The 14765-nt window shown below is 71.1% G+C and carries 10 protein-coding genes; 7 read left to right on the forward strand and 3 right to left on the reverse strand.

The annotated features are described in order from the left end of the window. Positions 1–330: hypothetical protein (locus VF794_RS03605; RefSeq protein WP_331107728.1), on the forward strand; the 330-nt coding region annotated here is incomplete at its 5' end. A 181-nt stretch (positions 331–511) separates the two neighbouring features. Then, positions 512–2293, forward strand: coding sequence for an adventurous gliding motility protein AgmC (agmC, locus tag VF794_RS03610; RefSeq protein WP_331107730.1), 1782 nt, complete (start codon positions 512–514; stop codon positions 2291–2293). A gap of 21 nt (positions 2294–2314) precedes the next feature. Here the strand turns inward: agmC and VF794_RS03615 are convergent, their stop codons facing one another. Further along, entirely contained in the window at positions 2315–4516 is a 2202-nt protein-coding gene (locus VF794_RS03615) for a sensor histidine kinase (RefSeq protein WP_331107732.1), read from the reverse strand. A 122-nt stretch (positions 4517–4638) separates the two neighbouring features. Continuing rightward, positions 4639–4836 carry a hypothetical protein gene (locus VF794_RS03620; protein ID WP_331107734.1) on the reverse strand — a complete coding sequence of 66 codons (198 nt, stop codon included), beginning with the start codon at positions 4834–4836 and terminating at the stop codon, positions 4639–4641. A gap of 213 nt (positions 4837–5049) precedes the next feature. On the opposite strand from VF794_RS03620, the gene VF794_RS03625 reads away from it, so the two are divergent. From VF794_RS03625 to VF794_RS03645, 5 genes are all read left to right on the forward strand, one after another. Next, on the forward strand, positions 5050–5391 hold the full coding sequence (locus VF794_RS03625; RefSeq protein WP_331107736.1) for a DUF2171 domain-containing protein: 342 nt from the start codon (positions 5050–5052) through the stop codon (positions 5389–5391). A gap of 143 nt (positions 5392–5534) precedes the next feature. Beyond that, positions 5535–7274 carry a Kelch repeat-containing protein gene (locus VF794_RS03630; RefSeq protein WP_331107738.1) on the forward strand — a complete coding sequence of 580 codons (1740 nt, stop codon included), beginning with the start codon at positions 5535–5537 and terminating at the stop codon, positions 7272–7274. A gap of 99 nt (positions 7275–7373) precedes the next feature. Further along, positions 7374–9188 (forward strand): hypothetical protein, encoded by a 1815-nt coding sequence (locus VF794_RS03635; protein ID WP_331107740.1) that lies wholly within the window; start codon positions 7374–7376, stop codon positions 9186–9188. A 137-nt stretch (positions 9189–9325) separates the two neighbouring features. Further along, positions 9326–9598, forward strand: a complete 273-nt coding sequence (locus tag VF794_RS03640; protein ID WP_331107742.1) for a hypothetical protein — start codon at positions 9326–9328, stop codon at positions 9596–9598. A 284-nt stretch (positions 9599–9882) separates the two neighbouring features. Further along, positions 9883–14148 carry a kelch repeat-containing protein gene (locus VF794_RS03645; protein ID WP_331107744.1) on the forward strand — a complete coding sequence of 1422 codons (4266 nt, stop codon included), beginning with the start codon at positions 9883–9885 and terminating at the stop codon, positions 14146–14148. 94 nt (positions 14149–14242) lie between these two features. Here the strand turns inward: VF794_RS03645 and VF794_RS03650 are convergent. Further along, positions 14243–14765: choice-of-anchor D domain-containing protein (locus tag VF794_RS03650; RefSeq protein ID WP_331107746.1), on the reverse strand; the 523-nt coding region annotated here is incomplete at its 5' end.

The following is a 14765-nucleotide window of genomic DNA, read 5'->3' on the forward strand; positions in this document are numbered from 1 at the left end:
AGCTTCATGTGGACGTGGCTCTCCGGCGTCGCCACCTACGCGGCCTTCTGGGCCATCCAGTACCGCCAGCCCCTGCGCTACGGTGGGCTCGAGCTCATCCTCTGGCCCACCCACGTGGCCAGCTGGTTCCTCGTCGCCCTGGTGCAGACCGTCGTCGTCAACCTCACCAAGGAGGGCCGCTCCTTCGACTCCCGCGCCCCCTCCACCGCGCTTCTCAATGTCGATGGCAAGCGCGTCTCCGTGGGCGCTCCGCTGCCCGTCATCGCTCCGGATTTCGCGCGCCCCGGCCGCATCGTGTCCGTGTTCTCGCTCGCGCAGGGCCGCTTCTGAGCGCTCTGCCGCGAAGGCGGGGGCGGTCGACTCAGGCTTCCTGGATTTCCGGGCGGAAAGAGCGGAACATTCCAGCTCCATGCGCCGCGGACGAGCAGACACGAGGCTGTTAGAGGATTACCCGAGTTGCGGTTCTGCCCTGGTTTCCCATATGACGGGAGCCAGACACCGGAGGGGGATCGTGTCACCCATCGCCCCGAGTCATGTCGTGGTGGACCCGTCATCTCGTGTTGCGTGTTCGTCCCTGCTGGGGACGCTGGTGCTGGTGCTCGCACTGGCCCCGGTGGCGGCGCGCGCCGAGGCGGACGTCTTCGGGCTGGGCAACAACCAGCACGGCAACCTGTCGGTGAGGGACCCGGGCATCGTCATCAATGCCTCCACACCGCTCACCGCCGAGGCGCCCGCGGGAGCCAGCGAGCTGCGCGTGGCGGACGTGGCGGGCTTCGCCGCGGGCGAGCTGGTGCTCTTGCTCCAGATGGGGAGCGACACGGCACTTCCCGGGGCAGGGGAGACCGAGGTCCAGGTGTCGCTGGCGGACTCGGGCGCGGGCCGGTGGGAGCTGGCGCGCCTGGAGAGCGTCGAGCCCGGGGTGCTGCGCCTCACCGCGCCCCTGGTGCGCCGATTCCCCAGCGTGAGCCAGGTGGTGCGCGTGCCCGAGTACTCGGATGTGCGCGTGTCGACGAACGGCTCGCTGGTGGCCCCGCCCTGGAATGGGCGCAGCGGAGGGGTGCTGGCCTTCCTGACCAGCGGCACCGTCTTCAACCAGGGCTCCCTCGTGGCGGACGGCGCGGGCTTCCGCGGCGGCGCGGCGGAGACCGGAACCTCCATGATGTATGGCTGCGAGGCCCTCAACGGCCCCGTGGGCAGCGGCGGCCCGAGCGGAGGCGGCTCACGCAAGGGCGAGGGCATCTCCAGCGTGGGCGCCGGTGCCCCCCCGTCCGGGTACGGCCGGCTCGGCAACGGGGGTGGTGGCGGCAACTGCCATGACGCGGGCGGCGGCGGCGGCGCTCTCGTGGGCAAGGGCGGGCGGGGTGGCAACTCGGCCCAGCAGGAGGACGGCGGGCGGGCCGTGGGCGGACACGGAGGCGCGGCGCTGCGCTTCGAGGAGCCCCGGGAGCGTCTGCTGCTCGGCGGAGGCGGCGGCGCGGGCCACGAGGGGACGGCGGGAGGCGCGGGCGGCGGCATCATCTTCATCCGGGCCCACGAGATTCAGGGCCCCAAGCCTCGCGGCCTCATCACCGCCAACGGGGGCTCGCCCGTGGCGGCCACTCATGGCGGGGGCGGAGGCGGCGGCGCGGGAGGCTCCATCCACGTGCGCGTCGAGCGGCGGCTCGGCTGCACCCTGCTTCAGGCCCAGGGCGGTACGGGGGCCTACAGCGACATCTCCCCGGGCGGGGGCGGCGGGGGCGGGCAGCTCTTCCTCCAGGGCCAGAACGGCGTGGACTCGGCGTGTACCCTCTCCACGAACGCGGGGCTCGCGGGTACCTCGCCCGCGGGCAACGGGGGCGCCGAGCCCGTCGGCGATGCGGCGGCGGACTTCTCCGGCAACACGGTCATCATCAACCAGGCTTTCGTCGTGCCCGCCGTCTCCTGGGTCTCTCCCGAGGCTGGCGAGGTCATCTCGCCGCTGAGTCCCCTCCAGGGCAAGACGGCCCCCGGCGCCACCGTGCAGGTGTTCGTCGACGGCGCGCCGCTCGGTGCTCCCGTGGTGGCCGACGAGGCCGGCGGTTTCTCGGTGGTGATACCCGGGGACATCACCGAGGCGCCCCACGAAGCCCGTGCGTGGGCCGAGCAGCTCGGCGTGCGCGGTGCTCTCTCGGCGCCGCTCGGCTTCACCGTGGGCGAGCTGGCGCTGCGGGTGGGGTGTGGCGCGGCTCCGGCGACCGCGGGCGGCGGGCTCGGGGTGTTGGGGCTCGCCCTGCTGGCGTGGGGACTCGGCCGGCGCTCGCGTTCGCGCGGGTGAGGCGCGAGGGGGCCCACGGGTTCAGCGCGGGGGCCGAGAGGTGGTGGCGTCGGGCGCGGCCGGGAGGATGACCGTCAGCGTCGTGCCCACGCCCTCGCGGCTCTCCGCGTGCAACGTACCTCCCAGGCTCGTGACGATGGCGTGGCTCACCGACAGCCCCAGCCCCGTGCCCGTCGGCTTCGTGGTGAAGAAGGGCTCGAAGAGGCGCGCCAACACCTCCGGCGACATCCCCGCCCCCGTGTCCTGGATCTCCACCACCACCTCCCCCTCGGGCCCCGTGTACGTCGCCACCCGCAGCACGTTGCGCGCCGCGTCCAGCTCGCTCATCGCATGCACCGCGTTCTGCAGCAGGTTGATGAAGACCTGGCCCAGCCGCCCCTCGTCCCCCTCCACCGGCGGCACCGGCCGGAAGTCCTTCTCCAGCCGCGCCCGGTGGCGCAGCTCGCCGCGGATGAGGCTCAGCGCGTGCTCCAGTATCCGCGCCACCTCCACCTGCTCCAGGTTCTCCGGCGGCGTGCGCGACAGCATCCGCAGGTCCTGGACGATCGTCTTCAGCCGGTCCGCCCCGTCCGTGGCCTCCACGAGCGCCTGCACCACGTCGCCCAGCTCCCGCGCCAGATCTCCGCGGCCTCCCGTGCGCAGTGTCTCGCCCATCCTCGCCAGCTCCTCGCGCGCGAAGCCGAGGTTGGCCAGCATGTACGCCAGGGGGTTGCCCATCTCGTGGCCCACCGACGCCGCGAGCGAGCCGAGCTGCGCCATCCGGTCCGCCTTGAAGAGCTGCGCCTCCATGTGCTTGCGCGCCGTCACGTTCCTGGCGAAGACGCGCAGGCCCTCGGGGTCCAACAGGAGCGACACCGTCAGCTCCCAGTGCCGGCCGGCCAGGTTCACCGTGGGCGGGGAGTCGCCCGCCGCCGCGCCGCGCCGCGCCCAGGCCAGCGCGGCCTCCACCAGCGGGTGCCCCGCCCCGCGCACCAGCAGGTCCGGGAAGGCGAGGTGCGCCGCCGGGTTGGCGTAGCGCGGCTCGCCCGTCATCCCCAGCTCCAGCAGTGGCTCCGGGTGCAGCAGCGGGAAGGAGGCCAGCCGGTAGAGTTCCTCCTCCAGCGCACGCAGCTCGGTGACATCGCGCACCAGCAGCGCCGAGGTGACTCCGCCCGGGCCGCCCGCCGTCGGCGCGCGCACCGTGGCCTCGGCGGCGTACCAGCGTGTTTCGCCCTCCACCTCCATGCGGTACTCCACCCGGCCGCCCACGCCACTGTGCCGCGCGGCGCGTGCCAGGGCCTCCAAGGGCTCCCCGGCGTCCGGCCCCAACACCGCCGCCAGCGGTTGGCCCTCGGCATGGCGCACGTCCCGCCCGAAGACCGAACCCGTGGGCGTCCACATCCGCATGCACCGCTCCCGCGCGTCCAGCTCGGCGGCCAGGTACTCGGCCTTCCGGGTCGCTCGGGGGGCGAGCGGCAGGGCGGCCTTCACGGGCGAGAGGACGAAGCCCTCGCTGTCGAAGAGGCCCAGGAGCGGCTCCAACCCAGCGCCGCCGTCCGCCAGCGAGGTGAGGATGGAGACGAGCGAGGCCGCGTCCGCCTCCGGCAGCCGCGAGGTGAGGATGAGGCCATCCGAGAGCGTGGGCTCGGTGAAGGTGAAGGGCACGAGGCGGCGCTCGGCCGCTCCCACGTGCTCGGCCAGGTAGGCGCGGACGGTGTTCTCCTCGGGGTGGCTGGAGTAGATGGCCGCCAGGTCCGCCTCGTGCGCGAGCACCGCCAGCAGCGCCTTGCGGTAGGTGCCGTGGAAGCGCTCCTCGGAGAAGACGTCCACCGGGGCCAGCCCCCGGGCCAACAGGTGACGTGCGGGCAGCAGGTAGCCGCCGGTGGAGCACGGGGCCACCCAGGCGGCGCGTGTGCCCTTCAGCGTCTCCAGGGTGAGCGGCCGCTCGGCGCGGCACACCAGGGCCGCGTGGTAGTACCAGCGCCCGGCCCGTACCGCGCGCAGCACCGCGCGTGCCTGGGATTCGAAGGCGGTGCACTGCTCGGCGGTGCCCCAGGCCAGGTCCACCCGGCCCTCCACCAGCTCCCGCTCCAGCACCTCGTACGAGGGCGCCAGCTCCACCACCACCGGGCGGCCCAGCCGCTGGGTGAGTGCTCGGCCGAAGAGCTCGGCGCGGACGTGCTCCTTCACCTCTCCGAGTGACGGAGACAAGAGGAAGCGGATGGGCGCGGCCGGTGGCGTCACGTGCGGGTCTCCGTTACCGCGAGCATGCCGGACGCCATCGGGGCGCGCACCTTACACGAGGGTTTCCCGTGGACGGTGGCGGCCCGTCCTCACAGTTTTACGACGTCACCGGAAGCCCCGGTTCAGGCGTAGACCTGGTCGCTCTCAGCGGTCGCCTCCAATCGGCGATTGAACTGCTCGAGCCGCGTGTACCTCGCCTGCAACATCTCGCGGTAGGCACGGTGGTCGGCATGGGCGATCTCATCGAGTAGCGAGCGCAGGGACGAGTCCAGGATTTCCTTCAGTTCACGAGCCTCCACGGCGGTCATTTCCAGGAGCATGACGACTCCCTCCTCGAAACAACGTTAGGCACTGCGCACGCGGGGAGGGCCGCGCCACCACTCGCCGCAAGCAAGCCAGGGTGAGGAGCCATCCCCTGGTTCCATGTCCGCTCTTCCGAGGGACCTGCGTCCGTGGCCGGGGCGCCCCATGTTTCCCACTCAGTCAGGAGAGGCCCCGGGGCGGGAGGGCACGGGAGCTCACGAGGAGGCGTCATGGTGGGACATGAAGAGGTGCGCGAGGGCATGGTGGTGCGTGATGTGGACGGGCGACGGGTGGGGCGTGTGCGCGCGGTGGGGGACAGCCACTTCGAGCTGGAGCCGCGGCTGCTGTCGCACGAGGAGTTCCTGGTGGAGTACTCGGACGTGCGCCACGTGCACCACGGCGAGGTCATCCTGGAGCGCACGCCGCACCTGCTGAAGCTGGAGGACGATGACGGAGGCGCGCTGCCGCCGCGGCACCACGCGGACATGGACGCGGAGCCGGTGAACCGGGAGGACGAGGAGGAGGACCGCTCCTGGCACCATGCGGTGGACGGCTCCCTGACGGGCCCCTGACGCGCCCATGACGGGGCGCGTCATGCGCCGCCAGACGTGTCGCACACAGGACGATAACCCCCGGGAATTGCAGGAGAAGTGAGCCCGGGGGATGTCAGACCCGACGTGTAGATCCGTCCCTCTGGAAGGGAGAGGGAAGGGTCATGAAAAGGGTTTCGACGTCCTGCGTCATGCTGGCGCTCTTCACGATGGTGTTCTCGTGCAGCTCGGCGCCGCCGCCGGAAGAGGTGTGGGAGGAGACGGTGTCGCGGGGGCTGTCCACGCCGCGCAAGCTGCTGCCGTTCGTCACGCTGGGAGACGGGCGGGTGCTGGCCGCGGGCGGGCATGACGGCAACCGCACGCTGACGAGCTGCGAGCTGTACGACCCGGCGACGGGCGAGTGGCGCCCCACGGGGGCGATGCGGACGGCACGGCGCAACCACGCGGCGGTGGTGCTGGCGGACGGGCGCGTGCTGGTGGCGGGCGGCACGTTCTCGGCTTCGTTCGGCGCGCTGGCGGGGGCCGAGGTGTACGAGCCGGGCACGGGCCGGTGGACGCAGGTGGCGGACATGGGCGAGGCGCGCAACGATCCGGCGGCGGTGGTGCTGGCGGACGGGCGCGTGCTGGTGGCGGGTGGCTTCGACGTGGACCGGCACCCGGTGCGCTCGGCGGAGCTGTTCGATCCGGCGACGGGACAGTGGACGCGCACGGGCGCGCCGACGTCCGCGCGGAGCGGAGCCCAGACGGGCGTGGTGCTGGCGAGCGGCAAGGTGCTCTTCGTGAGCGGGCTCCAGGCGGAGCTGTACGAGCCGGCGAGTGGACAGTGGACGAGGGCGGGCCCGGTGGGAGGCGCGGCGGGCACGCACCGCTCGGGGCACACGGTGACGGTGCTGCCGGACGGACGGGTGCTGGTGGTGGGTGGCGCCACGTCGCGCGCGGCGGCCACGGCGGAGCTGTATGACCCGGCGAGTGGTGAGTGGCGGCTGGCGGCGGCACCGGGCACGCCGCGCGAGGCTCATGGGGCGCTGGTGGCCGAGGACGGGCGGGTGCTGGTGGTGGGAGGCTTCCACGTCTCGTCGGGGGCGCTCGCGTCGGTGGAGCGCTACGACCCGGCGGCGGACGCGTGGAGCGCGGAGCCGGCGCTCCAGACGGCGCGGCGCGGGGCGGGACTGGTGCGACTGGTGGACGACGCGGTGCTGGTGGTGGGCGGCACCAACGAGGTGGCGGGGACGCTGGCCACGAGCGAGCGGTACGTGCCGGGGATGTGCCTGCCGCTGACGTGCGCGGCGGCGGGCCGCACGTGCGGTGCGGTGGCGGACGGCTGCGGTGGGACGCTGGAGTGCGGGCCGTGCGACGTGGAGCCCCAGCGGTGCGGCGCGGAGGGGTGTGGCGTGGAGCGGGCGATGTTCGACCCGGAGCTGCGGGCGCCGCGCTGTGACGGGGCGGGGGCGGGGTGTGGCTCGGGCTCGCTGCTGTCGGGGCGGGGACTGCTCGGCCCGGAGCCCAACACGCCCAACGCGCTGAACGGCTCGTGTGTGGACGGCGAGGGGGGCAAGCACGAGCGGGACGAGGCGCTCGACGCGCTGCGGGTGGTGACGGTGGAGGGCGGCCACCTGGCGTCGGGGAGGCTGGTGCGGGTGGAGGCCACGGTGTGGGCGTATGCGGATCCGGCGGCGAATCGGTTGGACGTGTACGCGGCGGCGGACGCGCGCAATCCGGCGTGGACGTACGTGACCACGTTGACGCCGGAGCGGCCGGGAGCGCAGGTGCTGTCGACGACGTTCGTGCTGCCGGCGGGCTCCCTTCAGGCGGTGCGAGGCGTGTTCCGTTACGCGGGCAGCGCCGAGCCGTGCCCCGGCGGCGTGTTCGATGACGTGGACGACCTCGTCTTCGCCACGCGGTGACGGTGCGCTGTTTGGGGGGAGGGCGAGGGCTCCTCGTCTATGCTGTCTGGACACAGCGCCAGGTTGCGAGCTGGCGACTTCGAGACGAGGAGTCACGCGATGAGGGCAGACCGGTGGCGTGTACTGGGTGCACTGGCACTGGTCCTGTGCTTCGTGGGGTGTGCGCTCCACGAGCCGCCACGGCCTGTCCAGGATGGTGGGGACAGCAGCGGGGAGCCGCGGGACGCTGGGGATGCGGGCCCCTCGGACGCGGGGGGGGTGGAGCCAGGGGACGCGGGCCTGTTGGACGCGGGCCTATGGGATGCGGGCGAGCCGGACGAGGACGATGCGGGGCCGCCGGACGCGGGCGAGCCGGATGAAGATGACGCGGGCGTGGTGGACGCGGGCTCGGCGGATGGCGGTGACGCGGGCGTGGTGGACGCGGGGGGCGTGAGTCGGCCGGACAGCGGACCGGGCTCGCTCTGCTTGAGTGCGGGGACGAGCTGTAGCCGTGAGACGGGAGCGCAGTGCTGTACCGGACCCTGCGGGGCGGATGGCCAGTGCCCCGAGCCCAACAGCCTCTGCTGGAGCGCTGGCGAGCTTTGCGCCAACGGCGGCGAGTGCTGCACCAACTCGTGCATCGACAACGCATGCAGCCAGACGCAGTGCCTCGACGTGGGGGCGGCGTGCTCCAGTGTCGAGGAGTGCTGCACGAGGACGTGCACCAACGGCACCTGCGCCCAGTTGGCGGACACTTCCTCTACGTGCGAGGTGCTGGGCCAGGCCTGCTCGGTTGACGCGGAGTGCTGCTCCAACAATTGCCAGGGGGGCCTCTGTGTCCGCTCCTGGAGCTGCAATGCGAATGGAGACATCTGCACGAAGAACAGCGACTGCTGCGGCAATGCCTGCTCCTTGTGGGCGGGCGAGGTGGGGCGCTGCCTCACGATCACCGGCGGCGGTGGTGGTGGCTGCACGCAGGATGGAAACCCCTGCTCGGGAGGCTCGGGCTGCTGCTCCCGCTCCTGCGGGGACCTGGGGACGGGCACGCCCGTCTGCCAGCCGCTGAGTGGCTGCGAGACGACCGGCAACCTCTGCGCGGACAACAACAACTGCTGCGGCGCCGGGACGGTTGCCAATGTCCAGTGCACCGAGGGCCGGTGTGGCAACGGGAGTTCCTGCAACGCCGTGGGCAACATCTGCGGCGCGGGCAGGCTGCCGGACGGAGGCGTCATCAACATCAACGCCCCCCAGAACTGCTGCGATGGCCAGAGGGCCGTGTGCAAGGTGGACTCATCCGGCATTCCGAGGTGCTTCGGAGGGCTCAGCCCGACGTGCCCCGGCGGCCTTGACGGCACCGACCCGGCCTGCTGCCTCGGCACGGGCAGTGGTTGCCAGCTCTCGGACCAGTGCTGCGGCGGCAACCTGTGTCTACCCGGCCCCACGGGGGCGCCGACGTGCCAGAAGCCCACCACGTGCGCCCCGGTGGGCACGCGCTGCGAGTCGGGCACGAGTGGCTGCTGCCCGGGGACGCGGTGCCTCGCCACCTCCGAGGGGACGCTGGCCTGTCAGGTGCCCGTGAGCTCCACGCCGGATGGAGGCACCGCCGGTGGGAGCTGCTCGGCCACGGGCGCCACGTGCTCCTCGGGGGCGGGGTGCTGCTCGGGAATCTGCTCGGGCGGCCAGTGCGCGGCGCCCGCCGTGTGCCAGCCGGAGAACGGCCAGTGCACGGCCGGGGCGGACTGCTGCACGGGGCTGCGCTGCGAGGTTCCCCAGGGAAGCATCACCGGGAGCTGCCAGCCGGGTGCCCTCTGCTCTTCCGGTGGTCAGGCCTGTTCGCCCAACAGCCCCTGCTGCCCGGGTATGTCTTGTCGGAGCGCTTCCGGGGTCGTCTGCGACGGCACCACGTCCTGCACGTGTCGGGTCATCATCAACTAGGCAGGCCGTGCGAGGCTGCGCGGCCATGAAGAACACCCGGCTTCGTCTCCTCGTCCCGGGCCTGAAGGCGGCGTTGGCGACGTCCAACCGGCTGCAGGACATCGTGGTGGAGGAGCTGCGTCCGGTGCGGACGGGCAATGAGATTCTCGAGGTGGCGCGCGCGGATGAAGGCCGAGGGCATCGACGGGACGGTGTACTCGCACCCCATCGGGCTGAACGGGCACGGGGCGGGGCCGATGATCGGCCTGTGGGACCGACAGGAGGGCGTGCCGGGAAACGGTGACCACGAGGTGATGGCGAGCCAGTGGTTCTCCATCGAGTTGCAGGCGACGAGCCCGGTGCCGGAGTGGGGCGGGCAGAAGGTGCGCTGGGCCTTGCGGCGGCGGACCGCGTTCCACCTCGTGCGATAGGCATTGCGGCTCGATTTCAAATGCTTGCAGGCATTCCGGAACGGGCGGGTTATCCCTTTCTTTGTCCGGCCCGATTCACACCTGGAGTGTAATAACTGCTTGAAGGCCTCTCGTTTCTCGGCATACTGCACGCGTCTTTATTCACGTGCAGTCAATAAGAGGGGGGCGCGATGTTGCGAAAGCATGCACGGTCTTTGACCGTGCTCGCGGGTATTGGTCTGGGAGCATGCGGTGTCTCCGAGCAGGATGAGACGCAATCCCTTGCACCGGAAGCTGGGAACGCCGTGCTCGCACTGCAAGGCGAAAACCCGGTGGAAGACGTGGCCCATCCTCCACGGCCCTGGGAACTCCCCCACTGGGAGGGCGTGCGGAGCCTGATTCCCACCGAGTCGCAGACCTCCCCCACCGAGGAGGGGGCCAGTGGGGAGCTGCTGGGGCTCGCCGCCATCACGTCGAGCGGGGGCAGCGTCGACCTGAGACCCAACGTCCTCCGAGGCAAGGCCCGGCTGACGAACACGAACCCGGACATCCTGGCGCTGCTGACCGCGGACCCGTGGCACTCCAGTGGCTACGCGAGCGTCTCGAGCACCAGTCCCGGTGGCTATAGCGCCTCCACCTACAACGTCAAACACACCAGCCCGACGGAACTCACCTTCGAGATGCTGGTGGAAGCCGCGGCGGGAGGAGAGAACGGCGTCGTCTACAACGTCTCGGCCTACCGGGGAACCTGGTCCTACCAGTTCCCGACGCTCTCGGGCGTGAGGGTCAAGCCCCGCAACCTGCAGCCGGATCCGACGCAGGTGGAGCTCACGGGCTGCCTCGGCGTCGTGCAGTTCCGGCTCGGCACGGACGAGACCTGCGCGACGAGTCCGGACTGGGCGAAGAACGTCTATGTGGGCGGGGAGAGCTACACCTTCTCGAATCAGGGCTACATCACCACGTACGTCCAGCCGGGCTCGAGCCGCAAGACGAACCTCTACTACACCGTCAACACCAGCGGCGGAGCGGTGCAGACCTGGGTGCCGGTGGAGTGGAACAACGTCAAGTGTGACGAGGTCGTCCGCATCTGCAAGGTGCCCCACGTCCCGCCTCCGCCGCCTCCGCCGCCCCCGCCGGTCCTCGGCAATCTCACCGGGCCCTTCGAAGTCCTCGGCGAGCCCCTATCGTATGGCCGGTACGTCCAGGCCTATAACGGGCCCTCCAGCAGCTCCTCCAGCCACTGGTACTCCGGCGCGAACGTGACGGCGCCGCTCGGCGACCCCTCCAAGTGGTGGAAGCTGTCCAACCTGCGCGAGGGCGAGCACACGATGTACGCGCAGTCCTACCTGAGGAAGGGGCGCCAGTTCACCGTATTCGAGGCGCCGTACCTCGGCTCCTGGACGCCCGGTGGCAGCGTCAAGGTGGTGGGCAACCAGACGACCACGCTGACGAAGGTGATCAACGGAGAGACCCGCTATCCCTTCGTCATGAAGCCGTCCTACTTCTACGGCTCGGTGCGCCTGGCGGACCCCTACGTGCCGCTCCACCCTGGCTCCACCAGCACGCTGCAGACGCTCTACTTCGAGGGCGACCACGACAGCAACGGCGATGGCATCCCCAATGACACCTATGTCGACGAGACGCGGATGTATGCGTCCGCGGCGAGTGGTTATTCGATGAGCGGCTTCCCGGGCCAGTTCCAGCCGAGCACCGGCGAGTTCGCCTCCAACTACGAGCAGGTGCTGCCCAACACGTATGACCTCCCCCATTCGTGGAGCCAGAGCGCGATGCGGTTGCGCTTCTGGTCCGAGGGGGCCTCCTTCTCCACCCGGCCCGACTTGTACGACCCCACCCGGTTCCGCAACGGCGTGCTCAACCTGACGCCCAACGTGACCCGGACGAAGCTGATGGCCCCGGAGGATCGGTTCCGCATCGACCACGAGTACTGCTTCAACGAGGTGCAGCTCTTCTACCGCACGGACCTGGGGCGCTTCTACAACCCCGTGGCGAGCGTGAGTGGCTCCTTCAAGGGCACCGACTGGCAGGAGAAATCCGTCTCCTACTCCGCCAACGGCACCTTCTACGGCGACCCCTTCGTCAGTGGCTACGGCTCGCCCCAGAACTACGCGAAGGCGACGGGCCTGCTGTCCATGACGCTCCCGCAGGGCTCCTTCACGGTGTACCCGAGCGCCCAGATGGTGAATGAGGCGGGCGACGTGAACAACGCCAACTTCGCGCCCGTGAGCGTGTCGCTGGGATGCGGGCAGCGGCTCAAGCTCGTCCCCCCCCTGTCGGTGGTCATCAATCCCCTCAACCGCTGCGCCTCGGGCGCCTCCGTGCCCGTGACCGGCGTGGTGAAGAGCGCCCCCGCGGAGGTGGACCGCATCTGGTACCGGATCAACGACGGGCCCGAGGTGGAACTGTGCACCAACTGCGGCAAGGACCCGACCTTCTCCATCAACGCGGCGCTGCGGTCCTGCGAGAACACGGTGAAGGTGTACGCCTTTACCGAGGGCCTGCCGGAGCCGGCCACGGGCTCGCAACAGGTGGTGTGGGACGACCCGGTGGACGGCCCGAGCTGCCCCGGCACCTACTGCCTCAACCGCCCGCCGGTCGCGCGCTGCAAGAGCGTGACGGTGCCCGCCAACGAGGACTGCACGGGCGGGTGCGGCTCGGTGGATGACGGCTCGTACGACCCGGACACGGGAGACACCGTCACCTGCACGCAGACGCCGGATTGCCCGTATGCGCTCGGCACGCAGCGGGTGACGCTCACCTGCAAGGACAAGGCGGGCAATGCCTCCTCCTGCGAGGCCACCGTCACGGTGAAGGACATGGTGGCGCCCACCATCGCCTGCCCGGCCGAGCAGGTGCTCGCGTGCACGAATGGCGGCGCGAAGGCCAGCTACACGCCCACGGCCAGCGACCGGTGCGGAGGCGTCATCACCACGTGTTCACCTGCCTCCGGTGCCTCATTCCCCATGGGGACGACGGCCACGGTGTGTACCGCCTTCGACGAGGCGGGCAACCGCGCGAGCTGCTCCTTCAACGTGAGCGTGCGGGACGAGGCGCCGCCCGAGGTGACGTGCCCCGAGCCCTCCTCCTTCGAGTGCAACGCCAGCAGCCCGGTGGTGCCGCCCGAGGCCACCGCCACGGATGTCTGCAAGCTGCGGGGCGTGACGCCCTCGGCGACCTCCTTCCCGCTGGGGACCTCGACCGTCACCTACACGGCCACGGACATGGCGGGCCACCAGGCCACCTGCTCCACCTCCGTCACCGTGACGGATACCCAGGCTCCGCTGCTGACGCTCAACGGGGATGACACCGTCACCCTCGAGTGCGGCGTCGACACGTACACCGACCCCGGCGTCACCGCCTCGGACGTGTGCGCCGGCGACCTGAGCTCCCAGGTGCAGGTGTCCGGCACCGTCAACCCGGACCTCCCGGGCAGCTACACCCTTGCCTATTCGGTGAAGGACGCGGCGGGCCTGGAGGCCACGGCCACGCGCACGGTTGAGGTGGTGAAGGGCCCCACCAACTGCTGCAGGCCCAACGCGGGCCACTTCGTCTCCACCGGGAGCACGAGTGCCCTGCACCTGCGGCACACGGCCACGGCGCTGGCGGACGGCCGGGTGCTGACGGTCGGCGGCTGGACGTCCTCCGCCGAGGTGTACAATCCGCTCTCGGGCACCTGGTCCTCCACGGGCAACACCCTCAAGACCCACCGCTCCCACACGGCGACGTTGCTGGCGGATGAGCGCGTGCTGGTGGCCGGCGGTGAGGGGGGCAGCGCGAGCGCCTCGGCGGAGCTGTACAACCCGTTCACGGACACCTGGAGCGCCACGGGCAACATGGTGACGTACCGTCGCGAGCACCAGGCGGTGGCGCTGACGGACGGCCGCGTCCTGGTGATGGGGGGCACGAACCAGTACGGCATGCTGGCCTCGGCCGAGGTGTATGACCCGGACACGGGCACCTGGAGCGCCACGGGCAGCATGGCCAGGGCGCGTCGGGGCTTCACCGCCACCCTGCTGCGGGATGGCCGGGTGCTGGTGGTCGGTGGCCTCATCAACAGCGGCGACAAGTGCGTGAGCACCAACTGCCTGGGGCTCGCGGAGCTGTACGATCCGGCCACGGGCACGTGGACGAGCACTGGCGTCATGAGCACGGCGCGCGGCTTCCATTCGGCCGCGCTGCTGGCCGATGGCAAGGTGTTGGTGTCGGGCGGCGGCAAGGACGGTGCGCAGAGCAACACCGCCGAGCTGTACGATCCGGCCACGGGCACGTGGACGAGCACCGCTGGGATGCTCTCCCCACGCCGCCGCCACTCCCTGACCGTCCTGCCCAACGGGCTGGTGCTGGCGGTGGGAGGCCACGACATGTACACCGGCAATCACTCCTCCGCCGAGCTGTACAACCCGCTGACGGGCACGTGGTGCACGACGGGCTCCATGAGCCAGAACCGCTACGAGCACACGGCCACGCCGCTGTCCGGAGGCCGGGTACTCATCACCGCGGGCTTCAGCACCGCCAGCCAGTACACGGCCGAGGTGTACGACTTCGGCGGGTAGTGGTGGGGACGGCTGAGCTGTCTCGATGAAAAGGGCCCCGGGCCTGGCGAGCCGATCGCCGGGTCCGGGGCCCTTGTCGTTGACGCCCGGTGGTTCAGGCGCGGGCGCGACGTCCGGCCAGGAGCACCAGAGCCAGCAGGGCCAGGGTCGCCGCTCCGGCGGTGCCGCCGTTGCTGTTGCACGAGCAGCCGGTGGCTGGCTCGAGGCTGCCCGTACCACTCACCGCCAGCACTCCATCGGCGGTGCTCTCGGCCTGAAGGGTCAGTCGCACCTCGCCGCTGGCCGGTCCCGCTGCTTCCGGACGGAAGAAGACCCGGAAGGTGGCGCTCCCGCCCGGTGCGATGGGGGTGGCCTGGAGCCCGCCCGCCTCCACCACGAAGGCCGTGCTTGTCGACTGCACACGCTCCACCGTCCTGGGAGAGGAGGACGCATTGGTGACGGTGAAGGTGCGCGGCTCGCTCTGGGTCCCGACCTCTACCCCACCGAAGTCCCAGCTCAAGGGTTCGACAGTCAGGTAGCTGCCCACGGCCTTGCCGGAGAGGGGCACCTCGACGCGAGGATGCGACGCATCATCCGACTCCACCACCAGCGTGGCCGAGAAGGTCCGCACCGCGTCC

Source organism: Archangium sp. (genome assembly GCF_036389735.1).
In the GTDB taxonomy this organism is placed as follows: Bacteria; Myxococcota; Myxococcia; order Myxococcales; family Myxococcaceae; genus Archangium.